Genomic DNA, 26,199 nt, shown 5'->3' with positions numbered 1-26,199 from the left:
CGCGGCGTCCTTCGGCGCGTCGCGCCGGGTGCGGGGAGGTGCGGCAGAATCCAATGCTGTGCGCATCCTGCTTCAGCGAGTGAGTTCGGCCGCCGTCACCGTGGACGACTCGGTGGTCGGCCGTATTGATCCGGCCGCGTCGGGCGCGCCGCACGGCCTGCTCGCGCTGGTCGGCATCACCCACGCCGACACTCCCGCCACGACGCTGACCTTGGCGGAGAAAGTCTGGCGGCTGCGCATTCTCGACGGTGAGCGCTCCGCCGCCGATCTCGACGCCCCGATCCTGGTGGTCAGCCAGTTCACCCTCTACGCCGATACGGCGAAGGGCCGTAGGCCGAGCTGGTCGGCGGCCGCATCGGGTCCGGTCGCCGAACCGCTGGTAGACGCCTTCGCCGCGGCGCTGCGCGACCTCGGCGCGACGGTGGCCACCGGCAGTTTCGGCGCGCATATGCGGATCGAACTGGTCAACGACGGTCCGGTCACCATCCTGCTGGAGGCATAGGCCCTGTCAAGGTCCAGCAGCGCACACGCCCCAAATGTCCACCGCGCCGGACAATCTTGAGCCGTACCGTGAATTATGGCGAATTCGACAGAGCAGCATGAAATGTGGACGCGACGAGCCGGATCGTTCGGCGCGCATGCGGCCGATTACGAGCGGCATCGACCCGACTACCCAGTAGCGGGCATCCGGTGGGCGCTGGAGTCCGCCCCACCGGGCGGCACCCTTCTCGATCTCGGCGCGGGCACCGGCAAGCTCACCGGCGGGCTGCGCGCGATGGGGTACCGCGTCATCGCGGTCGAGCCCGATGCCGATATGCGCGCCGAACTAACGGCGAAATATCCCGATATTCCGGTGTATTCCGGTACGGCGGAATCGATTCCGCTGCCCGATGCGGTGGTCGACGCGGTCGCGGTCGGCCAGGCATTCCACTGGTTCGACAAGGCGCGCGCCTTCCCCGAGATCGCCAGGATATTGCGCCCAGCCGGTGTGCTCGCCGCGCTGTGGAACGATTCCGACCGTACCGTCGACTGGGTGCGAGATATGGAACGGCTCGCCGACGAAGGGGAAGATCCGAATCCCGCGGTCGAGGATCTGCCCGCGCACCCGTTCTTTCCGAGTTCCGAACGCAGGGACTTCGCCCACTCCCAACGGCGCACGGCGGACTCGCTCACCGCCCAACTGGGCACCCATTCGGCGCTGCTGATCCTGCCCGAACAGGAGCGCACCGAAATGCTGCGCCGCGTCCTGACCTACCTGCGCGGCCACCCCGATACCGGTGCAGGCGAATTCGAGGCGCCGATGCTGACCACCGTCATCCGCGCCATCCGGCATTGACGGTGTCCTGCCCTGTTCGACAATTGTGTGCGGCACCCCTTGACCAGCAAGGCAATTCGACCACCCACCTCCGCGACCCCATACCACACCGCCACCCACCCCCGGATACGGATCCGGGTGCGCCACAACCGCAACCGTGACAGACTCGGTGGCCAGACGGATGCGGAGGATCATGCGGGAATCGAGAATCGCGATGGACCTGAACGCCATCGAACGCCGGATCGCCGCGGAACGCTACGCCTCGTCCGATCGGTCGGCCGAATCCGAACTGCGGCTGGCGGCCTCTCTGATCGACCTGGCCAAGGCCCTGCTCGCCACCCATGCCGACAAGGGTTCGCGCGACCGTTCCAAAGAGGCGGTGGCCCCCGCCGAGGAGGGGGTGATGATCCGGCTGCGCCGGCTGGCCGACGGGCAGGTAGAGGCGCGCTTCGCCGCCGAGGTCACCGAGGCGCTGCGCATCTTCGAGCAGGTGGCCAGGCACGCGGGTCGTCGCGAACAACTGCTGAGCGTCATCCGCTGGGCCTGCGATACCTATCGCCAGGTGGCACAGGAATACCCGCAGGCCGCGGGCATGTGCGCCGACGGACTGTCCAAATGCGGGGTCTGGTTGGCCCGGCTGGATCAGGATGTCTCCGTGGCCGCCACCCTCGACGCCGCGCGCATCCGCAGTCGGCTCGCCGCCGAGAACCCGGAACTGGCCGGAAAATACCTCTCCAGCCTGAGCACCCTGCTGCGCACCCTCATGGTCGGCCGCTCGCGCAGGCTCGCCATCTCCATGTATCGCGAGCGCTTTGCCGCCATGACCTCGACCAATATGTCGATCCGGCTGCGCGCCTGCGGAATTCGCGATCTCGACCTGACACCCAAGGCGCACCGGGCACTCACCGAACTCAACTGCCGCACGCTCGAACAGGCGGGCCAACTCACCCAGCAGCAGATCCTCTACAAGACCTCGGGCGACCTGTCCACCGTCGAGGAGATCAACTGGCGGCTGACCCTGGTCGGGCTGCGCCCGCTGGAGGCGGGCACCGAACCCGATCCGCCCGCCCTGCCGGTGGAACTGGGCACCACCTACGGCGCACTGGCGGTGCGGGTGCCCGGCCGCAATGCCGCCGAGATGGTGCGCGCCGCCCTCATCGCCGCCTATTCCGCCGACGATGTCTACCCGGTCGATCGCAGCACCTTTCTCGGCTTGGACGAAAACCGTTGGCGGATCCCGGAACCCGAACTCAATGCCGCCGACACCCTCAGCGATGACGTGGTGCTCATCGATCCGCCCGCGGGCGGCTGGGTCGTGGTCATGAGTATGAACTGGGAGTTGGCCCCGCTCGGTAGGCATCCACTGGCCCTGCGTCTGTCACAGGACTGGCCGGTGCTGTCGATCACCCAGACCGCCGATATCGCCTACGAATTGTGCTGGTACGAAAAGGGTGTCGCGACCGAGTTCGCGGGTTTGGGTCGCCCGAGCGGGCAGCCGCCGCTGGACGCCCCGATGCGCCCGCTGGATTTCGCCCGACTCGCCGACTACGGCGTCGGCCACGCCACTGAGGCCAAACTCCGTGCGGCCTTTGGTAATTCGCAGATGTTCACCAAACTGAGCGGATTGCCCGACACCGGGTTGCGTCAGGTCGGCGCCAACGGTCTCGATCGCGGCCATCACGTGCTGTTCCTCGGGAAGACCGCCGACTAGAACCGACCGGTCGGCGTGCCCACCCGGTGGCATACCCCAATTCTGCAGTGGCGTAAGCTAATTGGCAGCGATCGACCGCGCCTCCGTGTTAGTTATTTTCACATGGGGATTTCTCGCTGAATCTTCCTTTCAGTCCCTCCGGGGTGATCTACTGAACCTGCGCCTGGACAATGCCGTGACAGTGCTGCGCACTGGCACAGTTGAAGTCCACATCGGCTCGGCGCAGCACCAACTTTCGATGTGAGTCGAGGCATCCACCATGGACCAACTGGCAATCGCCGACACACCGACCACCCGGTGCGCGTACTACCGTCGCACCTGCGATCTGCCTGCGGGCATCCATCCGGAAATCGGGCGGATCGTGGTCAAAGCAGGCGCGGTAGGCGCCGTCACCATGCCCGCGCCACTCGGCCAGCGCGTCAGGGAGGAACTCCTGCGCCGCCGAATGACCGTGGGTCCCATCATCTCCCACGCCAGATCCGGCCGCTGGACCTTCCTGGTGCGGCCGGATATCCGCGACGATGTGCACATATTCGCCGACATGTTCCGGCTCAATGTGTCCATTGTCCCGATCGGCGGCGAGATAGCCCTCCCCTCCCCCGCCGATGCCCAGACCGGATACCGGCAATGGGTTGTACCGCCCGCCGACACCTACCGTCCGTCCGGACTCGACATCATCGAGACCGTGCGCGCGTGTACCGCACCGCCGCAAGCAGTTTCGGCCTAGCAACGCACCGAACCGTCGGCACGAACGCGAAACGGGCGGCGGATTCCAGGAATCCACCGCCCGAAAGCACTCTCGCGACTATTCCGATCGCAAAGTCAGAATGCGCGGACCCTCTTCGGTCACCGCGACCGTGTGCTCCCAGTGCGCGGCACGCGAACCGTCCAGTGTGACCACCGTCCAGTCGTCGTCGAGCACCTGCGTCTCGGTCGTGCCCAGGGTGAGCATCGGCTCGATCGCCAAGACCGACCCCACCACGAGCCTCGGCCCCTTGCCCGGCGCACCCTCATTGGCGAGGAACGGATCCATATGCATCTCACGGCCGATGGCGTGACCGCCGTAGCCGTCGACAATGCCGTAGGACAAGCCGTGCTCGCGCTCGACCGCGCGGGTGCCCAACTCGATGGCGTGCGAGACATCGGTGAGCCGATTACCCGGCAGCATGGCCTTGATACCCGCCTCCATGGACAACCGGGTGGCCTCGCTGAGCAGCGCATCGGCCTCGCTCAGCGCGCCGACACCGAAGGTCCACGCCGAATCCCCGTGCCAGCCCTCGAGTATCGCGCCGCAATCGATGGAGACCAGATCACCCTCGGCGAGCACCTCATCGGCGGACGGAATCCCGTGCACCACCCGATCATTCACCGAGGAGCAGATCGACCCCGGAAAACCGTGGTAGCCCTTGAACGACGGCACCGCGCCCGCATCCCGAATCACCTGCTCGGCAACCCGATCCAGCTCCAGCGTCGACACGCCGGGCGCCGCGGCCGCGCGCACCGCGACCAGGGCACGGCCGACCACCGCGCCCGCCGCCGCCATGGCGTCGAGTTCACCCGCGGTGCGGAACGGCACCACCTTCTTGTTTTTGCGGCCGAAAACCATGCCTCAGTGGCCCAGCGCGGCTAGCGCGCGGGCATTGACCTGGTCCACCTCGCCGACGCCGTCCACCGAGACGACCAAACCGTCGTAATGGTCGAGCAGGGGCTCGGTCTCCTCGCGGTACACCCGCAGACGATTGCGAATCACGCCCTCGTTGTCGTCGGCGCGGCCGCGGGCGAGCATGCGCTCCACCACCACATCCTCGGCTACCACGAAGCACAGCACGGCATCGAGCTTGCTGCTCATATCGCCGAGAATCTTCTCCAGCGCCTCGGCCTGATCGACCGTGCGCGGATAGCCGTCCAGCACGAAGCCGTTCGCGGCGTCGGGCTCGTTGACCCGCGCCTCGACCATGCGGTTGGTGACATCGCTCGGCACCAGATCACCGTTGTCCAGGTACTTCTGCGCCTCTCGGCCCAGCGGGGTCTGCTGGCCGATATTGGCGCGGAACAGGTCCCCGGTGGAGATGTGTGGGACGCCCAGCTTTTCCGACAGCAGGACGGCCTGGGTGCCCTTGCCTGCACCGGGCGGACCGAGCAATACAACTCTCACTTGAGGAACCCTTCGTAATTTCGATTCATCAGCTGGCTCTCGATCTGCTTCACGGTATCCAACCCGACGCTCACCAAGATCAGCACCGAGGTGCCGCCGAAGGGGAGATTCTGGTTGTTACCCGAAGCGCCGATATCCAGGAACAGATTCGGCAACACGGCAACGAGACCGAGGTAGATGGAGCCGGGGAGGGTGATGCGACTGAGTACGAACTGCAGATAGTCGGCAGTGGGTTTTCCGGGGCGATACCCCGGAATGAACCCGCCGAACTTCTTCATCTCGTCCGCGCGCTCCTCCGGGTTGAAGGTGATCGCGACATAGAAGTAGGTGAAGAACACGATCAAACCGAAGTAGATCGCGATATAGACCGGATTGCCCGGATTCACCAGGTACTTCTGCACCAACTCCTGCCACCAGCTCGGATTCGTATTGGTCCGCGAGGAGGTCAGCTGGGCGATCAGATTCGGCAGATACAGCAATGAGGACGCGAAGATGACCGGGATGACACCCGCCTGATTCACCTTCAACGGTAGATAGGTCGAGGAGCCGCCATACATCTTCCGACCCACCACGCGCTTGGCGTACTGCACCGGAATCCGCCGCTGGCCCTGTTCGACGAAGATCACGCCCGCGATGATGGCGAGCGCCGCCACACACACACCGCCGAACACCAGACCACCGCGGTTGTCCAGAATGTTCTTGCCCTCGGAGGGGATTCGGGCCGCGATACCGGCGAAGATCAACAGCGACATGCCGTTACCGACACCGCGCTCGGTGATCTGCTCGCCGAACCACATGACCAGCGCCGCACCCGCCGTCATCACCAGCACGATGATGATCATTCCGAAAATGCCGTTATCGGCCAGAATGTCCTTCTGGCACTGGAGAAGTTGCCGCCGCGCGGCCAGCGCGACGAGACCGGTGGCCTGCAGGACCGCCAGCGCGATCGACAGGTACCTGGTGTACTGCGTCATCTTGTTCTGGCCGGATTGGCCTTCCTTGCGCAGTTCCTCGAACCGCGGGATGACGACCGTGAGCAACTGAATGATGATGCTCGCGGTGATGTAGGGCATGATGCCGATCGCGAAGACCGACAGTTGCAGCAGCGCACCACCGGAGAAAAGGTTGATCAGCTGATAGATACCCGCCTTGTCACCGCCGGTGGCCTGGGCGATGCACTCCTGGACGGCCTTGTAATCGACGCCGGGCGACGGCAGCGTGGCACCCACGCGATACAGCGCGAGCAGCCCCAGCGTGAAGAGAATCTTCCGCCGCAAATCCGGTGTCCGGAAGGCCGATACGAAGGCGGAAAGCACAGATCCTCCTGGCGAACGACATGGTCATGACATGGAATGTTCAGCGCGGTCCGAAAGAGGAATGCTGAAAACCATGACAGGCAGACAACAATTGAACTCTAACAGTGGCACCGGAGGAGCTCTCCACTCCTCCGGTGCCACCGCTGCGAGAGTACCCGGTCAGCCCAGCTCGGTGACTGTGCCACCGGCGGCGGTGATCTTCTCCTTGGCGGAGCCGGTCACCTTGTCGACGCTCACCTGGACCGCGACACCGATCTCACCATCGCCGAGGACCTTCACGAGCTGGCTCTTGCGAACCGCGCCCGCCGCCACCAACTCGTCCTTGCCGACGACGCCGCCCTCGGGGAACAGCTCGGCGATCCGCCCGACATTCACGACCTGGTATTCCGTGCGGAACGGGTTCGTGAAGCCCTTGAGCTTGGGCAGCCGCATGTGAATCGGCATCTGCCCACCCTCGAAGGCGGGCGAGACATTCTTACGGGCCTTGGTGCCCTTGGTGCCGCGACCCGCGGTCTTACCCTTGGAGCCCTCACCGCGGCCGACACGGATCTTCTCCGTCTTCGAACCGGGAGCCGGACGCAGATGATGCAGTTTGATGGTCATGCGTTGACCTCCTCAACTTCCACGAGGTGACGCACGACGTTGACCAAACCGCGGTTCTGCGCATTGTCCGCACGGACGACGCTCTGCCGGATCTTGCGCAGGCCGAGGGTGCGCAGCGATTCCCGCTGATTCGCCTTGGCACCGATCGTGCTCTTGATCTGGGTGATCTTCAGCTGTGCCATATCAGGCTCCCTGTCCGGCACGCGCCCGCAGCATGCCCGCAGGCGCAACATCCTCGAGCGGCAGACCGCGACGGGCCGCCACTTCCTCCGGACGCTGCAGCAGCTTGAGCGCGGTGACGGTCGCGTGCACGACGTTGATCGCATTGTCGCTACCGAGCGACTTGGCCAGGATGTCGTGAATACCGGCGCACTCCAGCACGGCGCGCGCGGCACCGCCCGCGATCACACCGGTACCGGGGGACGCGGGACGCAGCATGACCACACCCGCGGCGGCCTCGCCCTGCACCGGGTGGGTGATGGTCGAGCCGATCATCGGGACGCGGAAGAAGCTCTTGCGCGCCTCCTCGACACCCTTCTGGATGGCCGCGGGAACTTCCTTGGCCTTGCCGTAGCCGACGCCGACCAGGCCATTGCCATCGCCGACGATGACCAGGGCGGTGAAGCTGAAGCGACGACCACCCTTCACGACCTTGGACACGCGGTTGATCGCGACGACGCGCTCGAGCTGGTTCTTCTCGGCCGCGTTGTCGCGACGGTCGCCACCGCGGCGGTCGCCGCCGCCACGACGGTTCTCGCGGCCGCCCTCGGGGGCGTTGCCATTCTGTCCGGCGGGTCCGTTGCCGCCGTCACGCCTCTGACGTCCCGGCATCAGACGTTCCTTCCATTCAGATGAATCAGCAGTGTGTTCAGGTTCGCCATCAGAACTTCAACCCACCTTCGCGAGCGGCATCGGCCAACGCGGCGATGCGACCGTGGTAGTCGTGACCACCGCGGTCGAAGACGACGGCGTCCACACCGGCCGCCTTGGCGCGGGCCGCGAGCAGCTCGCCGACCTTCTTGCCCTTGGCGGTCTTGTCGCCGTCGAGCGCGCGCACATCGGCCTCGATGCTCGAGGCGGCGGCGATGGTCTTGCCGATCGAATCGTCGACCAACTGCGCGTGCAGGTGGCGCGAGGACCGGTTGACCACCAGGCGCGGACGCTCGGTGGTGCCGACGACCTTCTTGCGCAGACGGAAGTGGCGACGGGTCTTGGACAGACGACGCCGGGTCGACGCGTCGGTGCCCAGCGGGATGCGCTTCGCCTTCTGGTTTTCGGTTTGCGCCATGATCACTTACCCGTCTTTCCGACCTTGCGGCGAACGACCTCGCCTGCGTACCGGATGCCCTTGCCCTTGTACGGCTCCGGCTTGCGGTACTTGCGGATATTGGCGGCGACCTCGCCGACCAGCTGCTTATCGATGCCGGACACCGAGAACTTGGTGGGCGATTCCACCGCGAAGGTGATACCGCTCGGCGGCTCGGAGACGATCGAGTGGCTGTAGCCGAGCGCGAACTCCAGGTTGGCGCCCTTCAGCGCGACACGGTAGCCGACACCGGCGATCTCGAGCTTCTTCTCGTAGCCCTGGGTCACGCCGACGATCATGTTGGCGACCAGGGTGCGGGTCAGGCCGTGCAGCGAGCGGCTCTTGCGCTCGTCGTCCGGGCGGCCGACCTCGAGCTGGCCGTCCTCGGCCTTGGCGACGGTGATCGGCTCGGCGACCACGTGGGTCAGGGTGCCCTTGGGACCCTTCACCGAGACCTGCTGGCCGTCGATGGTGACATCCACACCGGCCGGAATTGCGATGGGCTTCTTGCCAATACGCGACATAGTCCTGACCTCCCTTACCAGACGTAGGCGAGGACTTCGCCGCCCACGCCCTGCTTGGCTGCCTGACGGTCGGTGAGCAGACCCTGCGACGTGGAAATGATGGCCACGCCGAGGCCGCCCAGCACCTTGGGCAGGTTGGTGGACTTCGCGTACACACGCAGACCCGGCTTGGACACGCGGCGCACGCCTGCCAGGCTGCGCTCACGGCTGGGGCCGTACTTGAGGTCGACGACCAGGCTCTTGCCCACCTGCGCGTCCTCGGTCCGGTAGTCGGCGATGTAGCCCTCGCGCTTGAGGATCTCGGCGATATTCGCCTTGAGCTTCGAATGCGGAGCCTTCACCTGATCGTGGTACGCCGAGTTGGCGTTGCGCAGACGTGTCAGGAAGTCTGCGATCGGATCAGTCATGGTCATGGTTCGACCTAGACACCTTTCTCGCTGCGGTTCCCATACAGCACCCGCACCCATCCAGGCGCGCGAATCGTGGGCCTACAGCAATTCGGATGGCCCGGCCGACACTTGCCGACCGGAATGAGTTCTCAACAGAGCCCTCAGTGCTCGGACGCGGGCTCGCACACCGCCCAACAGACACAGCTGTCCCCAAGCAACCGGATCAGTGTACGCAACCCGCCAACCCTCACAAAATCTGGGCCACCATAGGAGTCGTCGAATCGAAAAGGTCCCGTCTCCGAGAACGGAGACGGGACCTGATCGAAACCGGGCTATGCACTCACCAGGAGCTCTTGTGCACTCCGGGGAGTTCGCCGCGATGCGCCATTTCGCGCAGGCAGACTCGGCACAGGCCGAACTTGCGGTAGACGGCGTGCGGGCGGCCGCAGCGCTGGCAGCGGGTGTAGGCGCGAACCGCGAACTTCGGCTTGGCGTTGGCCTTGTTGATCAGAGCTTTCTTAGCCATGTGCTCAGTTCTCCTTGAACGGGAAGCCGAGGTGCTTGAGCAGGGCGCGGCCTTCTTCATTGTTGGTCGCGGTGGTCACCACGGTGATGTCCATACCACGCGGGCGGTCGATGGAATCCACGTCGATCTCGTGGAACATCGACTGCTCGCTGAGGCCGAAGGTGTAGTTGCCGTTGCCGTCGAACTGCTTGGGCGACAGACCGCGGAAGTCGCGGATACGCGGCAGCGCGATGGACACCAGGCGGTCCAGGAACTCCCACATGCGGTCGCCGCGCAGGGTGACCTTCGCGCCGATCGGCATGCCCTCGCGCAGTTTGAACTGCGCGATCGACTTGGTCGCCTTGCGGATCTCCGGCTTCTGGCCGGTGATCAGCGCCAGGTCGTTGACCGCGCCATTGATGAGCTTGGCGTCGCGGGCGGCGTCGCCGACACCCATGTTCACGACGACCTTCACCACGCCGGGGATCTGCATCACATTGGCGTAGTTGAATTCTTCGTTCAGCGCGTCCTTGATCTCCGCGCGGTAGCGCAGCTTCAGACGGGGCTGGATCTTGTTCTCGGTGGTGGTCATGATCAGATGTCCTTCCCGTTCTTACGGGAGATCCGGACCCGCTTGCCGTTCTCGTCGGTCCGGTAGCCGATACGGGTCGGCTTGCCATCGGAATCGACGACCATCACGTTGGACACGTGGATCGGGGCTTCCTGGGTCACGATGCCGCCCGAGGAGGCGCCACGCTGATTCGTGGAGTTCGCGACGTGCTTCTTGATTCGGTTGACGCCCTCGACGAGGACCCGGTTCTCCTTCGGGTAGGCCTGAATGACCTTGCCCTTGGCACCCTTGTCCTTACCCGAGACGACCAGCACCGTATCGCCCTTGTGCACCTTCATGTCAGAGCACCTCCGGGGCCAGCGAAACGATCTTCATGAACCTCTTGTCGCGCAGTTCGCGGCCGACCGGGCCGAAGATGCGGGTGCCGCGCGGATCGTTGTCCGCCTTGATCAGCACGGCCGCGTTCTCGTCGAACTTGATGTACGAGCCGTCCGGACGGCGGCGCTCCTTGACGGTGCGCACGACGACCGCCTTGACGACGTCGCCCTTCTTGACATTGGCGCCGGGGATGGCGTCCTTCACGGTAGCGACGATGATGTCGCCGATACCGGCATAGCGACGCGACGAACCACCGAGAACGCGAATGCAAAGGATTTCCTTGGCACCCGTGTTGTCGGCGACGCGCAGTCGCGACTCCTGCTGAATCACTTCAGCATCCTCCTAGACCTGGACGTAACGCACGCCGGATTGCCGACCCGACGGGCATGGTCGGTTGCCCACCGAACGCGCGCCTACCAGCGGTTTCGCTCGGTTCAACGATTACTCGCCGACCGAACCGCAGGGGGTTCGCGGTCGGATTGCGGGCATGACGCCCGCAGGCAACCGCTCTAGTGTACGAGAACGCGCAGGTCGAGCCAAATTCAGGGCAGCGCTTTCGAGGCCGCTACCGGATCCCCAAAAGCACCGACGGCCGGTAGCGCGCCACGCGAGGACGGATTCAGGTGATCCTCAGTCGGGTTCAGTAGCGTCGGGGCGAGCAACGTCCGAGCATGCGCACCCGACGGAGGAGATCCGAATTGACCGCGCCAGAGCGTCCGTTCGCTCTCGATCGCCGCAGGTTCTTGATGGCGCTGGGTTTGGTGCCCGCGACCCTGGTCCTGCCGTCCTGTTCCAACGCGGCGCCGCCGAAGGCGTTGACGGGGGTGGATCTGTCGGGGGTTGATCCCGCGATCCGGCCGCAGGACGATCTGTATCGCCATGTCAATGGCAAGTGGTTGCGCGAATATCAACTGCCGCCGGACAAGGTGTCCTTCGGCACCTTCGACGAGGTGGCCGAACGTATCGAAGGCCAGTTGCGCGAGATCATCGAGGGGATTCACGATCCGAAGGGCGGATCCGACGAGCAGCAGATCCGCGACCTGTACGACGCGCGGGTGGATCTGGATCAGATCGAGAAGTTGGGTCTGTCCCCGCTGCAGGATCTGTTCGCGAAGATCGATGGCGCGGCCGATCGGGTGGCGCTGGCCAAGGTGATGGGCGAGTTGCCGGGCGTCGGGCTGATCGGGCTCAGCGTGACGGTCGACGCCAAGAATTCCAATGCCCACCTGCCGGTGCTCGGTCAGGCCGGTATCGGTTTGGGCGAGCAGTACTATCGCAAGCCCGAATTCGCGGACAAGCTGGCGGGTTACCGCGTCTTCATGGGCAAGATCGCGGCGGGCGCGGGCTTTCCTGATCCCGAGGCGATGGGTGCCCGCGTGGTCGATCTGGAGACCCGCATCGCGAGCAATTTCTGGGAAAAGGTTCGGATGCGCGATCCCAGCGCCACCTACAACCTGCGCGCTTGGACCGAGCTATCCACGCTCGCACCGGGTTTCGACTGGGATGGCTGGTTGGCGGGCAATACCTCGCGCCCGCGCGAGGTATTCACGACCGTCCAGGTGGCCCAACCTTCGTTCCTGACGGCCGTCGCGCAACTGTGGAACGAGGTCGATATCGCCCTGTGGCGCGACTATCTGAAGCTCGGCATGGTCCGCGGCTACGCGCCCTACTTGAAGAAGGACATCTCCGACGCCAACTTCGAATTCTTCGGCAAGGTGATGAACGGATTGCGGCAGCGCCCGGAGTTGTGGAAGTCCGGCGTGGGCACGGTCAATGGCCAACTGGGCGACCAGCTGGGGAAACTCTATGTGGCCAGGCACTTTCCGCAGTCGGCCAAGGATCGCGCCAAGCAGATGGTCGCCGACCTCATGGCCGCCTACCGCGACAATTTCCGCAATTCCAGCTGGATGTCGACGGCCACGAAGGAGGCCGCGCTGGTCAAACTCGACAAGATCGATGCCAAGATCGGTTATCCGGACAAGTGGGAGGACTACTCCGGGCAGCAGGTCACCCGCGGCAAGCTGATCGAATCCCTGCGCGCCATCAACGAATTCGGCGCCAAGCGCATGTTCGACCGATTGGGCAAGCCGGTGGACAAGACGGAGTGGGGCATGTCGCCGCAGACCGTCAATGCCTACTACAACCCGAGCGGCAATGAGATCGTCTTCCCCGCCGCCTTCCTGCAGCCCCCGTTCTTCGACGAGAATGCCCGGCCCGCAGTCAATTACGGTGCGGGCGGTGCGGTGATCGGCCACGAGATCGGGCACGGATTCGACGATCAGGGCTCCCAGTACGACGGGGACGGCAACCTGCACGACTGGTGGACCCCCGAGGACAAAGCCGCCTTCCAGGCCAAGACGAAGCGGCTTATCGAGCAGTACAGCGAACTGGTGCCCGCAGGGCTGCCACCGGACCGGCATGTCAGCGGTGAACTCACCGTCGGGGAGAATCTGGCCGATCTGCGCGGGCTGATGATCGCGCTGTCCGCCTACCGCCTCGCCGAAAAGCGCTCCGGCAACGACAATCCGGACTACCGGCCGGTATTCGAATCCTGGGCGCGCAACTGGCGCACCAAGCAGACCATCGAGATCGTCGAGAATCAGCTGGCCAGTGATCCGCATTCGCCGCCGGAGTTCCGATGCAACCAGGTGGTGCGCAACCTGCCGGAGTACTACACCGCCTACGGCACGCACGAGGGCGACAAGCTGTTCCTCCCTCCCGACCAGCGGGTATCGCTGTGACCCCTCCCCGCTGCGGCGAACCCCGGTAGCCTCGGACCGGATTGGCCACGAGTTGGACCGCGGACGCGCCGCGGCGGGGAGAGGTTTTGGTGACGTCGACGGGTCCTGTGCGTTTGGATCGCCGCGCATTTCTGATCGCGCTCGGGCTCGCCCCGGCGGCGGCCGCCCTGGTCGCCTGCGGCAAGGATGAGGCGGCCAAGCCGCTGCGCGGCCCGGATCTGGGCGGTGTCGACCCGGCGATCCGCCCGCAGGACGACCTGTACCGCAGCGTCAACGGCAAATGGCTGCGCGAGTATCAACTGCCACCGGACAAGACCTCCTACGGCTCGGACGCCGAAGCCTACGAACGCACTCAGGCGCAACTGCGCGAGATCATCGATGGCATTCGCGATCCGAAACCGGGCAGCGAGGAGCAGCAGATCCGCGATCTGTACGACGCGCGCCTGGACCGCGCGGCGATCGAACAGCTCGGAATGTCGCCGCTGCAGGATCTTTTCGCCAAGATCGACGGCGCGGCAGGCAAACCGGAGCTGGCCAAGGTGATGGGTGAGCTGCCGATCGGCGGGCTCGTCGGTCTCGGCATCTCCATCGATCAGCGCGATTCGACCCGGTATGTGCCCCATGTGGGTCAGTCGGGTATCGGTTTGGGCGAGGAGTACTTCCACAAACCCGAGCACGCCAAGGAACTCGCGGCCTACCGAATCTTCCTGGAGAAGATCGCCGCCGGAGCGGGCTTTGCGGATCCGGCGGGTATGGCCCAGCGTGTCTTCGACCTCGAGGCCAAGATCGCCGACGGGCATTGGAGCCGGGTACGCAACCGCGACACCGACCGCACCTATAATCCGCACTCCTGGGCCGAGGTTCAGGCGCTCGGTGCCGGATTCGACTGGGATCCATGGCTTTCCGGCAATACCGATCGCCCGCGCGCGCTGTTCGAGCGGATTATCGTTTCGCAGCCGACGTTCCTGGCACATGCCGGAAAGCTGTGGGCGGAGGTGGATATCGCCGTCTGGCGCGACTATCTGCGGCTGAGCCTGGTCCGCGATTTCGCCAAGTACCTGAAGAAGGACCTCTACGACGCCAATTTCGAATTCTTCGGCAAGGCGATCAGCGGGTTGCAGGAGCGGCCCGAGCCGTGGAAGTCGGGTGTGGCGCTGGTGGACGACAAGCTCGGCGAGCAGCTCGGCAAAGTCTATGTGACGCGGTACTTTCCGCCCGCCGCCAAAGCGGGGGTCAAGGAGATGGTCGCCGATCTCGTGGCCGCCTACCGCGAGGCGTTCCGGAACTCGCCGTGGATGTCCCCGCCCACCAGGGATGCGGCCATCGCCAAACTGGACAAGATCGATGCGAAGATCGGCTACCCGGATCAGTGGGTCGATTACTCGAAGCTGCGGATCACGCGCGGCAAACTCATCGAATCCGTGCGCGCCATCAATGATTTCGAGACGCGGCGGGCCTTCGGCAGGCTCGGCACCCCGGTGGACAAATCGGAGTGGGGTATGACGCCGCAGACGGTCAACGCCTACTACACCGCCAGCGGCAATCAGGTGGTCTTCCCCGCGGCGTACCTGCAACCGCCGTTCTTCGACGAGGACGGCACGCCCGCCGTGAATTTCGGCGGTGTCGGTGCGACCATCGGCCACGAGATCGGCCACGCCTTCGACGACCAGGGCTCCAAATACGATCCCGACGGCAATCGCAACAACTGGTGGACCACCGAGGACCGGGCCGCCTTCGATGCCAAGACCCAGCAGCTCATCGCCCAGTACAACACGCTGGTGCCCGAGGGTTTGGCTCCGAGTCAGCATGTGGACGGCGAGTTGACGGTGGGTGAGAATCTAGCCGATCTGCGCGGGCTGATCATCGCGCTGGCCGCCTTCCGGATGGCCGAGAAGCGGCGCGGTATCGAGGAACCCGACTATCGGGCGATGTTCCAGGCTTGGGCGCGCAGTTGGCGGGGCAAGCAGACCAAGGAGGTCACGGTCAGCCTGCTGACCTCGGATGTTCACTCCCCCAATGAGTTCCGCTGCAATCAAATCGTGCGAAACCTGCCCGAGTTCTACCGCGCGTTCGAGGTGAAGGATTCGGACAAGATGTTCCTCGCGCCCGATCAGCGCGTGGTGCTGTGAGATTCGGTGCGCGATCGGCGAGATCGCGCACCGAATTCGCCACCTACCTGACCGCGACCTTGTCGCGGGTCAGTTGGTCGGCCTCGGCGAGTTCGGCCTGTTCGTCGTGGACGTACTTCCCGCCCGCGAAGTAGGAGGCCGCGGCGGCGAGGAACATCATGACGGCGGCGGCGAGGAAGACCACCAGCAGACCGGAGTGGAAGGGACCGGTGAGCAGGTTGGGGAAGAACTCCTGTCCGGTGAGGGCGTGGGCGTTCACGCCGGGTTTGGTCAATTCGCCGGTCGGGCCGAGCAATTCCTGAATCGGGTTGAAGCCGAGGAAGGCGGCGAACAGGCTGCCGACCGGCGGCATATCGGCGAGTTTGCCCGCGGCGGCAGCCGAAACACCTTGTGCCTGCAGTCCGGAGGAGAGGGCCGAGGGCAGGGTCGCGGCCAGGCCGACGACCATGAGGGAGAAGAAGATGCCCATCGACAGCGCGTTGCCGCCGTTGAAGAGGGTGCCGCGCATACCGGAGGCCGCGCCGCGCTGCGCGGCGGGCACGCTGGACATGATGGCGGCGGTGTTGGGCGAGAAGAACAGTCCGCTGCCGATCCCGTTGAGCAGGATGATCAGAGCGAACAGCCAGTAGTTGAAGTCGACCGGAATCACCAGCAGCGCGATGAAGGTGACGCCGGTGAGCAGCGCGCCGCCGGTGGTGAACGGTCGGGAGCCGTAGCGGTCCGACAGCCAACCCGAGATCGGGCCTGCCGCAAGGAATCCCACGGTGAGCGGGAGCATGTAGATACCCGCCCACAGCGGCGTCGACTCGTAGCTGAAACCGTGCAGCGGCAGCCAGATCCCCTGCAACCAGATGATCAGCATGAATTGCACGCCGCCGCGCCCGATCGAGACCAGCAGATTGGCGAAGTTGCCCAGGCCGAAGGCGCGATTGCGGAACAGTCCGAGGTGGAACATGGGTTCGGCCACCTTGGCCTCGACCACGCAGAACAGTGCGAGCAGTAGGAGACCGCCGATCACCGCGCCCAGCACCCAGGGACTCGACCATCCGGTGGCGTGGCCGCCGTAGGGCTGGATGCCGTAGGTGATGCCGGTGAGCAGTGCGGTCAGACCGAGCGCGAAGGTGATGGTGCCCGCCCAGTCGATGCGGCCCGCCGAGCGCAGACCCACCTCGTGCAGGGAGCGGTAGGACCAGATGGTGCCGAGGACGGCGATCGGCACGCTGACCCAGAACACCGCGCGCCAATCCCATTCGGACAGTACGCCGCCGATCAACAGGCCGAGAAAGGATCCGGCGACGGCGGCGACCATATTGATGCCGAGGGCGGTGCCGCGCTGTTTGGCCGGGAAGGCATCGGTGAGAATGGCGGCCGAATTCGCGGTGAGCATCGCGCCGCCGATACCTTGCAGCACCCGCCAGACGATGATCCACATGGCGCCTGCCCCGCCGGTGACCGGATCGAAGGACAGCGCGACCGCGCAGACCGCGAAGACCAGGAAGCCCAGGTTGTAGATGCGGACCCGACCGTAGATATCGCCGAGGCGACCGAACATCACGACCAGCACGGCGGTGGCGAGCAGATAGCCCATGAGCATCCACAGCAGGTAGCCGACGTTGCTCGCCTCGAGCGGATTGAGGCCGACGCCGCGGAAGATGGCGGGCAGCGAGATGAGCAGGATCGATGAGTTGATCGTGGTCAGCAGGATGCCGAGGGTGGTGTTGGTCAGGACGATCCACTTGTAATGCGGATGGTCGCGGTCGTAGCGCTGTCGGCGGCGGATGGTCTGCACCTCGCCGAGGTCCAGATCGGTCGGTGGAGTGGTCACTTCAGCCCCTTGCAGATTTTTACCCCCGCAAACTATATAGTTAGCGGATGTAACTATCAAGGCGGTCGGGGCGAAAATCCACGGCGTGCACGGCGCGCGGCCAGCGGCGGGCGAGGGCGAGCAGGTAGGCCAGTTCCTCGGACAGATCCCGATCCACGTGGTCGGTGCGCGCGGCGACAGGCGAGTGCCCCAGCGATTTGGCCCGGATGCCGCGCGCGATCCGCACCGCGTAGTCCGTTGGCTCGGCGGGCGCGTATCGCTCCAATAGATGCAGCGCGTCGCGAATCTCGACGATCATCCGATACAGCCGCAATTCCGGATCGCGAATCCCCTCGGCGGGCAGCACGATCGCGGGCACCGAGGCGGTGAGGTCGCGCCACAGTGGGCGCAACCTGCGCACCGCCCGGCCGGTGTGATCAAACCCGGAGCGCAGCACGGCGATCCTGACCAGCGGGACCGCGGTCAATCCGACGAGCGACAGATAGATCAGACAGGACGGAATGGTCCAATACGCGCCCGGACTGCTCGAAGGATGGCCGCGCAGCACCTGCACACCATCGGCCACCGCCGCATAGGTCCAGGTGGTGGCCGTGAGCAGCAGTACGGCCGAAGCCAACTTCTCTCTGCGGGAGGAGTCGGTGGCGCGCAGTTCGCGCGCACACGCCGCCACGATCCAGATCCCGGCCGCCGCGGTCGGCAGATTGAAGATCGCCCAGACCAGCAGCGCGCGCCAATCCGGCACGGCGAGTGCCGAATTCGCCGGAAGGCCGGGGCAGAGCACGATCAGCGAACCCACCGCTGCGGCCAGGTCGTAGCGACGCTGGCGCACCCGCGCGGCCAACGGATCGCCACGGGCGAACAAAACCGCGATGCCGTACATATTCGCCAGGGTCTGCACGCCGAGAGCCAGGAATATCCGGTATGTCAGCGCGGCGAACGAGGTTCCGGCCCCTGCCTCCTCGATCACGACGGCCAGTGCGATCCAACTCATGGCGCGATTGATCAGCAGGTCGCCGAAGCTCGCCGCGACCAGGACCCAGCGGGCCGCCGCGATGCTCGTCCCGAGGACTATCGCGGTGACCATCAGCCAGGCGGGCACCTCGGCGGTCATCGTTGTCGGCCCCTTTCGCCCGGCCGATGCTACGACACCGGGTGATCGGGCTCTTGGGGCCGCGATGGAAATGTAGGTTAGCCTAGGCTGACTTTCAGCCAACGAACGAAGGGTGCCCCGATGACATTCGCTCGACCGCGCCGCGGCCCGATACGGTTCGCCCGCGCCGCGCTCGTCGGCGCGCTCGCCCTCGGCGTGGCGGCCTGCGGCTCGTCGGATACCGACACCGATTCCGGCGGCGAATCCGTCACCGTTACCCACGCGCGCGGAACCACCACCGTCAAAGGCACCCCGAAGAAGGTTGTCGCCCTCGGCAATCAGTGGCTCGACACGGCGCTCGCGCTGGGCGTGACACCCGTGGCCTACATCGATAATGTCGCGGTGGTCGCCAATGGCGCACCCGCCTGGCAGCCGCCCAAGGCGCTCGAATCGGCCAAACCGCTCAACACCACCGGGAACCTCGCCGAACAGGTGGCCGCCCTGGAACCCGATCTCATCCTGGTGGACGGATTCATCGCCGACGAGAAGAACTACACCGAGTTCAGCAAGCTGGCCCCGACGCTGCCCGCGCTCACCAAGGAAACTGTCGCGCCGTGGCAGGAGCAGGTGAATACGCTGGGTCGAGTACTGCACCGCGAGGACGCCGCGCGCAAGGTCATCACCGGCGTCGAGGACAAGATCGCCGGGATCGCGGCGGCCGATCCCGGCATCAAGGGCAAGACCTTCCTCAGCACCTGGCTCGGCAGCGCGACCCAACTCATGGTGCTCACCGATCCCAAGGACGGATCCGGCCGGGTCTTCGAACAACTCGGGATGACGATCCCCAAGCACCTCACCGACCAGCCCAGCAGTCAAGGGCGGCTGGCACTTTCACCCGAGCGGGTCGATGAGCTCGATGCCGATCTGCTGATCGCGGGCTACTCCCCCGGCTGGGACGAGAAATACCGCAACCTGCCCGGCTACGCGAATCTTCCTGCGGTGAAAAAGAATTCGGTGGTTTTCCTGACCGTTCAGGAGATCACCGGCATCAATCAGCCGACAGCGCTGTCGGTGCCGTACCTGCTCGACAAGCTGACTCCGGCGCTCGCCAACGCCGCGAAATAGCCCGCGATATCCCCGGATCCGATCGAAAGGCCCACCGGTGCTCCCGGATATTCACCTGCGGTACGCCCTGCGCGCCGGTGCCACCTGCTTGACCGTGCCCACCGGCGCGGTACTGCTCAATCCGCCGCACAAACAGCAGCTCAGCCGGCTACGCCCGGATCAGCTCACCGCTTTGAAGGCGCTGAATCGGGGGCCGGTCGCGGGGCGGGAGTTGTCCGCCGCGGGCTTCGAACTGATCGATCGGTTGGCCGCACAGGGCTGGCTCTCGGTAACCGTACAGGCCGACGGACACGACCTGTACACGATCGCGCCATTCGGGCGACCGACCGCGCGCCCCGCGTCCGCCGGTCCGATCGTCCTATCGAAATTCGCGATACTGCATCGTGATTCGGACGGATTCCGGCTGGAGCATCCGCTGTCCTGGTGCGATCTGGCGATCACCGACGCGCGGGTGCTCACGGCGCTCGGCGGTGGCGAATCCGGACTGCCCGACCGGGTGATGCGGCGGCTGGCCGTCGACCTGGCATGGGGCGGATTCACCGTCGCCGATCCGGAAGTCGAGGCGCGCGAGTTCACCACCCGCAGTTGGAGCGCGCCGGATCTGTGGTTCCACCGACGCAGCACACTCGGCGAACGCACCGTCACCTGGGAGCATTTCGGACCGACCAAATGGGCCAAACCCGAATTCCCGCAGCCGCCCGCCCGCCGCGCCGACTATCCGGGCACGCCGATCATGCTGCCGGTTCCCGATATGGACGCGCTGCGCGCCGAGGACCCCACCCTCACCTCGGTCCTCGAGGATCGCGTCTCCACCAGGGCCTTCGACGATGTGGCCCCGATCGATCTGACCCAACTGTCCGAACTGCTCTACCGCACCGCCCGCACCAAGGGCGTGCGTTCCGGCGGGGAGAACGAGGAATTGTCCTCGCGCCCTTACCCTTCCGGCGGGAGCCTGTACGAGCTGGAAATGTATCCGGTGGTGCGCCATGTCGCCGGGCTCGCGCCCGCCATGTACCACTACGATTCGTTCGACCACGCGCTGCGGCCGGTCGCCGATACGAATTCCCCTGCGGTGCAACGGTTGATCAAATCCACAGCGGCCACACTGGATGGCGGTGCGCAACCCCAACTGCTGATCGTCATAGCGGCCCGCGCGGGCCGGATGATGTGGACCTACGAGCAGATCGCGTACGCGGCCATTCTCAAACACGTCGGAGCGCTCATGCAGACCGTCTACCTTGCCGCCACCGCCATGGGTTTGGGTGTGTGCGCCCAAGGTTTCGGCGATACCGCCGCATTCACCGACGCGACCGGGGTCGACGAACTGGAGGAATGCAGCGTCGGCAGCATCATCGTGGGGACGCCGCGTTAGATACGGGTTCACCGGTATCAGCGTTGACCTGCGTTCCGCTACTTCATAGCCGTTCGCTGAGGCAGGCAATTTCACCACGGTCACGCAGCGATGCGGTGTGGCACAAGATACACGGCGCGGCCCGGAACCGTCGGGTTCCGGGCTGCGGCCTTGCTCCGAATCAGCCCTGCGCGGACCAGGATTCCCGCAGCGATGCGAGGGCGTCGGCGCCGAGTCCGGAGGCCGCCATCGGCGCGTAGGTGTGCTCCTCGACCGCGACGGGCGGGACGGCGGCCGCCTCGTCCACGGCGGCGGCCAATTCCGCGAGGGTGAAGTATTCGAACACCATCTGCGGGGTGAGCGGCAGACCCGACTCCGCCGCGCGGGTCGACCATTGAATGGCGATGACGCTATCGCCGCCCAGCGCGAAGAATCCGTCGTCGCGAGTGATATCGGTGATCTCGAGCAAATCCTCCAGGAGTGCGGCGAGGGTGCGCTCGGTGTCGGTGCGCGGCGGGCCGCCTGCGGTTTCGACGGTCGCCACCGGGGCGTAGCGCACAACCGAGCGGGTCGGATCCCACCCCGCGGGCAGCACCTCGAGTCCGTCGAGCACCGTATCCGGTTGGTCGGCAAAGGCTTCCAGCACCCGTGCGAGCACATCGGCGAATATCTCGCCGGTGGCCGCCTCGTACAGATCCGGATTGACCACGACGCGGGCGGTGAGCGCGCCGTCCGCCTCGACGCTGTAGTCGAGGTGGAAGTCCATGAAGGAGACGTCGTAGTACTTGGCGATACCGCTGAGGGTGGTCGCGCCGTTCGCGTCGAAGGGTGCGGGTCCCGGCCGGTGCCGGAAGTGCATCATCACCTGGAACAGCGGGTTGCGGGCCAGTGAGCGCGGTGGATTCAGCGTCTCCACCAGTCGCTCGAAGGGCACGCCCTGTTTGCTCATCGCGTCCAGCGCGGCGTCGCGCACCCGATCCAGCACGCCGCGCGGGGTCGGATTGCCGGTCAGATCATTGCGCAGCACCACGACATTGGCGAACAGGCCGATCAATTCGTCGGTGCCCGGTTCGATTCGATTGCCGACGGCCGCGCCGATGGCCAGATCCTCGCCGCCGCCGAGCGCCCGCAGCACCACCGCGCTGACCGCCTGGCACAGCATGAATTCCGTCGCGCCCGCCGCCTCGGCCGTGGCGCGCAACCGATTCCAGGTGTCGGCCGACAAGGTGCGAGCCGCGCTGACGCCGCCGCGACCGAGGACGGCCGGGCGCGGGCGGTCATGGGCGACCGCGATCTCGTCGGGCAGTCCGGCCAGCGCATCGCACCAGAAGTCGAGTTGGGCTCGACCGTGCGGACTCACCTCGCGACCCGGACCCCGGTCGAAGCTCTCCCGCTGCCACAGCGCAAAATCGGCGAACTGGAACGGCAGTTCGGACCACACCGGCTCCTGGCCGCGCACCCTGGACCGATAGGCGGTGGTCAGATCGTCCATGAAGATCTGGCACGATCTGCGGTCCGCCACGATGTGGTGCATCAGGATGGACAGCACGTGAGTGGTCGGATCGAGGACGAGCAGGCGCAGCCGCAGCAGCGGTTCGTTTCGCAGGTCGAAGGTGTAGCCCGCGTCGGCGGACAGTTCCGCGTCCAACCGGTCCTCGGCGATGGTCACCACCGGCACGTCGACCGGAGCGGCCGGATGCACCAATTGGTATGGGGTGTCCTCGTATTCGGGGAAGGTGGTGCGCAACGATTCGTGCCGGGCGACCACATCGTCGATGGCGATGCGCAGCGCGGCGAGGTCGAGCGGGCCGTCGAAGCGGACCGGATAGGTCACATTCTCGCCGTCGATCGCACCCTCCAGCCGCCTTTGCAGCCAGTAGGCGCGCTGCGAATACGACAGCGGGATATGTTCGGGCCGTTCCCGGCGCACCAATTCCGAACGCGCACCGGACAACTGTGCGGGCTCCTCGTCCTCGATCGCCAATTCGTCTATATCGATCCCGAATTCGGCACGGAAGGCGTCCACCAGATGTTCGGCCAGTCCGGCCACGGTCGGCTTGTCGAAGGGCACCCGCATATCGATCTCGATACCGAGTTCGGCGCGGATCATGGTGATGAGTCGGGCCGCGAGCAGCGAGTGACCGCCGAGTTCGAAGAACGAGTCGTCGGCCCCGATCCGCTCCCGATCGAACAGTTGGCCGTACAGGCCCGCGATCCGAAGCTCGGTGGGCGTGCGGGGTGCGCGGTAGCCGCGGGCCGCCGCCAGTTCGGGCGCGGGCAGAGCGCGCTTGTCGAGTTTGCCGTGCGCGGTCAGCGGAATCGCGTCGATGACCGCGAAGGCCGAGGGGACCATGTGATCCGGCAGCACCGTGCCGACCCTGGCGCGCACCTCGTCGAGGTCGAATTCCACACCTGCCGCAGGCACGACGTAGGCGGCCAGCATGGGGCCGAGGCTCGGATGCTCGGCCACGATCACCACCGAATGCGCCACGCCCGGTTGGTCGTTCACCGCGGCTTCGACCTCGCCGAGTTCGATGCGGTAGCCGCGCACCTTGACCTGCTCGTCGGCGCGGCCGACGAATTCGATCTCCCCCATCGCATTGCGACGCGCGAGATCACCGGTGCGGTAGAGCCGTTCGCCCGGCTGGAACGGGTCGGCGATGAAGCGCGTCGCGCTCAGACCCGGCCGATCGAGATAGCCGCGCGCCAACTGCCTGCCGCCGAGGTAGATCTCGCCGACCACACCGGTCGGCACAAACTGGAGCGCCGAATCCAGCAGGTACAGGTGAACATTGCGGTTGGGGACGCCGATCGGGACGATCCCGGTGCCCTGCGGACCCGCCACCGGCATATGGGTGGAGCACACCACCGCCTCGGTCGGGCCGTAGTGATTGCGCAGGTCGGCGTCGAACTGCGTCGCGAAGCGGTCGGCCACCTCGCCGGGCAGTGCCTCGCCGCCCACCGGGACATGCCGCAGCGAACGCCAATCGGAGACCTGCGGCAGCACCAGGAATGCGGCCAGCATGGAGGGCACCATGTGCAGCACCGAGATACCGTGCCGGGTCACCATCTGCGCGACATACGGAATATCGCGGTAGGCATTGGGTTTCGGGATGACCACGCGCGCGCCCGCGAGCAGCGGCAGGAAGGTGTCGGCGAAGGAGGCGTCGAAACTCACCGATGTCGTCTGCAATACCCGATCCTCGGGCGTCAGATCCCATTCGGCGTGGAAACCGGTGAGGTGTTCGGCGATCGCCTCGTGCGGCACCGGGACGCCCTTGGGCTTGCCGGTGGAGCCGGAGGTGTAGATGACGTAGGCCGTATTCGACGGACGCAGGGCGCGGCGGCGGTCGGCATCGGTCGGATTGCGGTCCGGCAGAGTGGGATTCGCACCGGTCAGGTCGGATTCGGCATCCAGGACCAGCGCGGGTGCGGCATCCGAGAGCAGGTAGGCGATGCGTTCGTCCGGGTAGGCGGGATCGATCGGCAGGTATGCCGCACCGGCTTTCAGGACCGCGATGGCGGCGATCAGGAACTCCACCGAACTCGCCAGGCACAGCGCGACGATGTCCTCCGGGCCGATGCCTGCTCCGATGAGGTGGTGCGCCAGGCGGTTCGCCCGTCGATTGAGCCCGTCGAAGGTGAGCTCGAGATCTTCGGCGACAACGGCGATGGCATCGGGGGTGGCCGCCGCCCGCGCTTGCAGCAGGGCCGTCAGCGTGGTCGGCGACTCCTCGACCAGCGGTCCGCATGATAGGTCCAGCAGGGCCGCGCGATCACCCGCGCCGAGCACATCGATTTCCCGCAGCGGCCGATCAGGTTGGGCCAGAGCGCTTTCCAGGAACTGCGCGTAGTGATCGAGGAACTGCGCGACGATCGCGCCGTCGAGCTCGTCCACCAGGTAGGTGGCCTCCACCCGCGCGTCCGCGCCGTCGAGCACCACCATCAGGCCCAATTCCTCCTGCGCGACCGCGCTGCCGAAGGGCAGTTCGGTGGCCGTGACGCCCGGCAGGTCGAAACCATTCGCGTCGCCGCGCACGCTGAAACTGAGCTGGACCAACTGGGCCATTCCGTCGCGACCCGCCGCCCGATCGGGTCCGACCTCGCGGACCACCCGGTCGATACCCGCGCCCTGATGGGCGAATGCGCCGACGCAGCGTTCCCTGGTCACCGCCACCAGAGCGTCGAATCCGGCCGCGCCGTCGGTCTCGGCGCGCAGCAGCACCGTATTGCCGAAGTAGCCGAGCAGAGCTTCGGCGCGACCGGGCCTGTTGGTCACCGGCACCGAGACGAGGAAATCCGTCGCGGCGGTGTAGCGGTGCACCAGGGCCTGGAAACCGGCCAGCAGCACCATGAATGGGGTCGCGCCGTGAATGCGACCGAGTTCGGCGACCCGGTCCAGCAGTTCGGGGGGCAGTTCGCGTACGCGGCGTTCGGCGGTACGCGACGGGGATCCGGTGCCGCGCAGGCTCGGCAGTTCCAGGCGTTCGGGCAGCGGAGTCAGTGCGTCGCGCCAGTAGGTCAGATCCTCGTCGTCGCCGGTCGCGAGATCGGCGTACTGCGCGGCGATCTCGGGCAGGGATTGATCGCGATAGGCGGCATTGAGTTCGGTGAAGAACACCGGCCAGGACTCGTCATCCCAGGCGATGTGGTGCACCACCAGGATCAATGCGTAGGTCCGCGCATCGGTCCTGACCAGTGTGGCACGCAGCGGCACATCGGCGGACAGGTCGAAGGGGCGAGCGAATTCGCGGCGCGCCAGCACCTCGAGTCTGCGCTCGCGGCTCTCGGCGGGCAGTTCGGTGAGATCGTGTTCCTGCCAGGGCAATTCGGCCTCGGCACGGGAAACCTGGTACGGCGCGCCGTCTTCGCCGACGTGGTAGGTGGTGCGCAGGATTTCGTGGCGGGCCACGACGGCGGCGGTGGCCGCCCGCAGGGCCTCGGAGTCCAGACCGCCTTCGAGGCGATACGCCACGCAGATATTCAGCGTCGTATCCGCCGGGTCGAGCCGCTGCACGAACCACATGCGGTGCTGCGCGGGCGAGAGCGGGACGGGCGCTCCCGGCACGCGGGTGGGCCGCCCCGCCTCGGCGGCGGTGAGCTGCTGGGCGCGCAGGCGGCTGCGCAACAGTTCCCTGCGGCGGTCGATGGTTTCGTTCGACATG

At 65.9% G+C, this 26,199-nt stretch carries 24 protein-coding genes; 8 read left to right on the top strand and 16 right to left on the bottom strand.

Translation table 11 applies throughout. The annotated features are described in order from the left end of the window. Window positions 1–58 precede the first annotated feature (58 nt). From dtd to D5S18_RS23085, 4 genes are all read left to right on the top strand, one after another. Window positions 59–502 (top strand): D-aminoacyl-tRNA deacylase, encoded by a 444-nt coding sequence (gene dtd, locus D5S18_RS23100; protein WP_120043472.1) that lies wholly within the window; start codon window positions 59–61, stop codon window positions 500–502. Window positions 503–577: 75 nt separating this feature from the next. Further along, complete coding sequence (locus tag D5S18_RS23095) at window positions 578–1,336, top strand: class I SAM-dependent methyltransferase (RefSeq protein WP_120043173.1); 759 nt, start codon at window positions 578–580, stop codon at window positions 1,334–1,336. A gap of 172 nt (window positions 1,337–1,508) precedes the next feature. Then, window positions 1,509–3,026 (top strand): hypothetical protein, encoded by a 1,518-nt coding sequence (locus tag D5S18_RS23090; protein ID WP_120043172.1) that lies wholly within the window; start codon window positions 1,509–1,511, stop codon window positions 3,024–3,026. Window positions 3,027–3,285: 259 nt separating this feature from the next. Beyond that, complete coding sequence (locus D5S18_RS23085; RefSeq protein ID WP_120043171.1) at window positions 3,286–3,753, top strand: DNA-directed RNA polymerase subunit beta; 468 nt, start codon at window positions 3,286–3,288, stop codon at window positions 3,751–3,753. Between the two features lie 78 nt (window positions 3,754–3,831). Here the strand turns inward: D5S18_RS23085 and map are convergent, their stop codons facing one another. From map to rplN, 13 genes are all read right to left on the bottom strand, one after another. After that, window positions 3,832–4,632 (bottom strand): type I methionyl aminopeptidase, encoded by an 801-nt coding sequence (gene map, locus D5S18_RS23080; RefSeq protein WP_120043170.1) that lies wholly within the window; start codon window positions 4,630–4,632, stop codon window positions 3,832–3,834. 3 nt (window positions 4,633–4,635) lie between these two features. Continuing rightward, window positions 4,636–5,181: an adenylate kinase gene (locus D5S18_RS23075; protein ID WP_120043169.1), complete on the bottom strand. Its 546-nt coding sequence runs from the start codon at window positions 5,179–5,181 to the stop codon at window positions 4,636–4,638. After that, a complete protein-coding gene (secY, locus tag D5S18_RS23070) occupies window positions 5,178–6,497 on the bottom strand; it encodes a preprotein translocase subunit SecY (protein ID WP_120043168.1) in 1,320 nt (439 codons plus the stop codon). Before secY ends, D5S18_RS23075 begins: the two co-directional genes overlap by 4 nt. A gap of 159 nt (window positions 6,498–6,656) precedes the next feature. Beyond that, window positions 6,657–7,100 (bottom strand): 50S ribosomal protein L15, encoded by a 444-nt coding sequence (gene rplO, locus D5S18_RS23065; protein WP_120043167.1) that lies wholly within the window; start codon window positions 7,098–7,100, stop codon window positions 6,657–6,659. Next, window positions 7,097–7,282 (bottom strand): 50S ribosomal protein L30, encoded by a 186-nt coding sequence (rpmD, locus tag D5S18_RS23060; protein ID WP_120043166.1) that lies wholly within the window; start codon window positions 7,280–7,282, stop codon window positions 7,097–7,099. Before rpmD ends, rplO begins: the two co-directional genes overlap by 4 nt. A 1-nt stretch (window position 7,283) precedes the next feature. Then, window positions 7,284–7,931 carry a 30S ribosomal protein S5 gene (gene rpsE / locus D5S18_RS23055; RefSeq protein WP_120043165.1) on the bottom strand — a complete coding sequence of 216 codons (648 nt, stop codon included), beginning with the start codon at window positions 7,929–7,931 and terminating at the stop codon, window positions 7,284–7,286. Between the two features lie 49 nt (window positions 7,932–7,980). After that, complete coding sequence (gene rplR, locus D5S18_RS23050) at window positions 7,981–8,388, bottom strand: 50S ribosomal protein L18 (protein ID WP_120043164.1); 408 nt, start codon at window positions 8,386–8,388, stop codon at window positions 7,981–7,983. Window positions 8,389–8,390: 2 nt separating this feature from the next. After that, window positions 8,391–8,930 carry a 50S ribosomal protein L6 gene (gene rplF / locus D5S18_RS23045; protein ID WP_120043163.1) on the bottom strand — a complete coding sequence of 180 codons (540 nt, stop codon included), beginning with the start codon at window positions 8,928–8,930 and terminating at the stop codon, window positions 8,391–8,393. Window positions 8,931–8,944: 14 nt separating this feature from the next. Beyond that, the gene (gene rpsH, locus D5S18_RS23040) at window positions 8,945–9,343 is read right to left on the bottom strand and encodes a 30S ribosomal protein S8 (RefSeq protein ID WP_120043162.1); all 399 of its coding nucleotides are present in this window, start codon (window positions 9,341–9,343) and stop codon (window positions 8,945–8,947) included. A gap of 316 nt (window positions 9,344–9,659) precedes the next feature. Beyond that, window positions 9,660–9,845: a type Z 30S ribosomal protein S14 gene (locus D5S18_RS23035; RefSeq protein ID WP_029923637.1), complete on the bottom strand. Its 186-nt coding sequence runs from the start codon at window positions 9,843–9,845 to the stop codon at window positions 9,660–9,662. 4 nt (window positions 9,846–9,849) lie between these two features. Further along, entirely contained in the window at window positions 9,850–10,416 is a 567-nt protein-coding gene (rplE, locus tag D5S18_RS23030; RefSeq protein WP_120043161.1) for a 50S ribosomal protein L5, read from the bottom strand. A 2-nt stretch (window positions 10,417–10,418) separates the two neighbouring features. After that, a complete protein-coding gene (rplX, locus tag D5S18_RS23025; protein WP_120043160.1) occupies window positions 10,419–10,733 on the bottom strand; it encodes a 50S ribosomal protein L24 in 315 nt (104 codons plus the stop codon). Window position 10,734: 1 nt separating this feature from the next. Then, window positions 10,735–11,103: a 50S ribosomal protein L14 gene (gene rplN / locus D5S18_RS23020; protein WP_019045060.1), complete on the bottom strand. Its 369-nt coding sequence runs from the start codon at window positions 11,101–11,103 to the stop codon at window positions 10,735–10,737. Window positions 11,104–11,471: 368 nt separating this feature from the next. Here rplN and D5S18_RS23015 point away from each other — a divergent pair, with 368 nt between their 5' ends. Together D5S18_RS23015 and D5S18_RS23010 are read left to right on the top strand one after the other, a co-directional pair. Further along, window positions 11,472–13,514, top strand: a complete 2,043-nt coding sequence (locus D5S18_RS23015) for a M13 family metallopeptidase (protein WP_345789784.1) — start codon at window positions 11,472–11,474, stop codon at window positions 13,512–13,514. 89 nt (window positions 13,515–13,603) lie between these two features. Beyond that, the gene (locus D5S18_RS23010; RefSeq protein WP_239003950.1) at window positions 13,604–15,643 is read left to right on the top strand and encodes a M13 family metallopeptidase; all 2,040 of its coding nucleotides are present in this window, start codon (window positions 13,604–13,606) and stop codon (window positions 15,641–15,643) included. 43 nt (window positions 15,644–15,686) lie between these two features. On the opposite strand, the gene D5S18_RS23005 is transcribed toward D5S18_RS23010, so the two are convergent. After that, window positions 15,687–17,468, bottom strand: coding sequence for an MFS transporter (locus D5S18_RS23005; protein WP_120043157.1), 1,782 nt, complete (start codon window positions 17,466–17,468; stop codon window positions 15,687–15,689). A gap of 40 nt (window positions 17,469–17,508) precedes the next feature. After that, window positions 17,509–18,579: a DUF6545 domain-containing protein gene (locus D5S18_RS23000; RefSeq protein ID WP_120043156.1), complete on the bottom strand. Its 1,071-nt coding sequence runs from the start codon at window positions 18,577–18,579 to the stop codon at window positions 17,509–17,511. A gap of 120 nt (window positions 18,580–18,699) precedes the next feature. Between D5S18_RS23000 and D5S18_RS22995 the strand changes: the two genes are divergently transcribed. Both D5S18_RS22995 and D5S18_RS22990 read left to right on the top strand, forming a co-directional pair. Continuing rightward, entirely contained in the window at window positions 18,700–19,683 is a 984-nt protein-coding gene (locus D5S18_RS22995) for an ABC transporter substrate-binding protein (RefSeq protein WP_120043155.1), read from the top strand. A gap of 37 nt (window positions 19,684–19,720) precedes the next feature. Next, complete coding sequence (locus D5S18_RS22990) at window positions 19,721–21,055, top strand: SagB family peptide dehydrogenase (RefSeq protein WP_120043154.1); 1,335 nt, start codon at window positions 19,721–19,723, stop codon at window positions 21,053–21,055. 160 nt (window positions 21,056–21,215) lie between these two features. Here the strand turns inward: D5S18_RS22990 and D5S18_RS22985 are convergent, their stop codons facing one another. After that, window positions 21,216–26,198 carry a non-ribosomal peptide synthetase gene (locus tag D5S18_RS22985; protein WP_120043471.1) on the bottom strand — a complete coding sequence of 1,661 codons (4,983 nt, stop codon included), beginning with the start codon at window positions 26,196–26,198 and terminating at the stop codon, window positions 21,216–21,218. Window position 26,199: the final 1 nt, after the last annotated feature.

Origin of the sequence: Nocardia panacis, assembly GCF_003598715.1 — a bacterium.
GTDB lineage: Bacteria > Actinomycetota > Actinomycetes > Mycobacteriales > Mycobacteriaceae > Nocardia > Nocardia panacis.
Note: the sequence above shows the minus strand (reverse complement) of the source record. Positions and strands in the feature narration are given on the sequence as shown.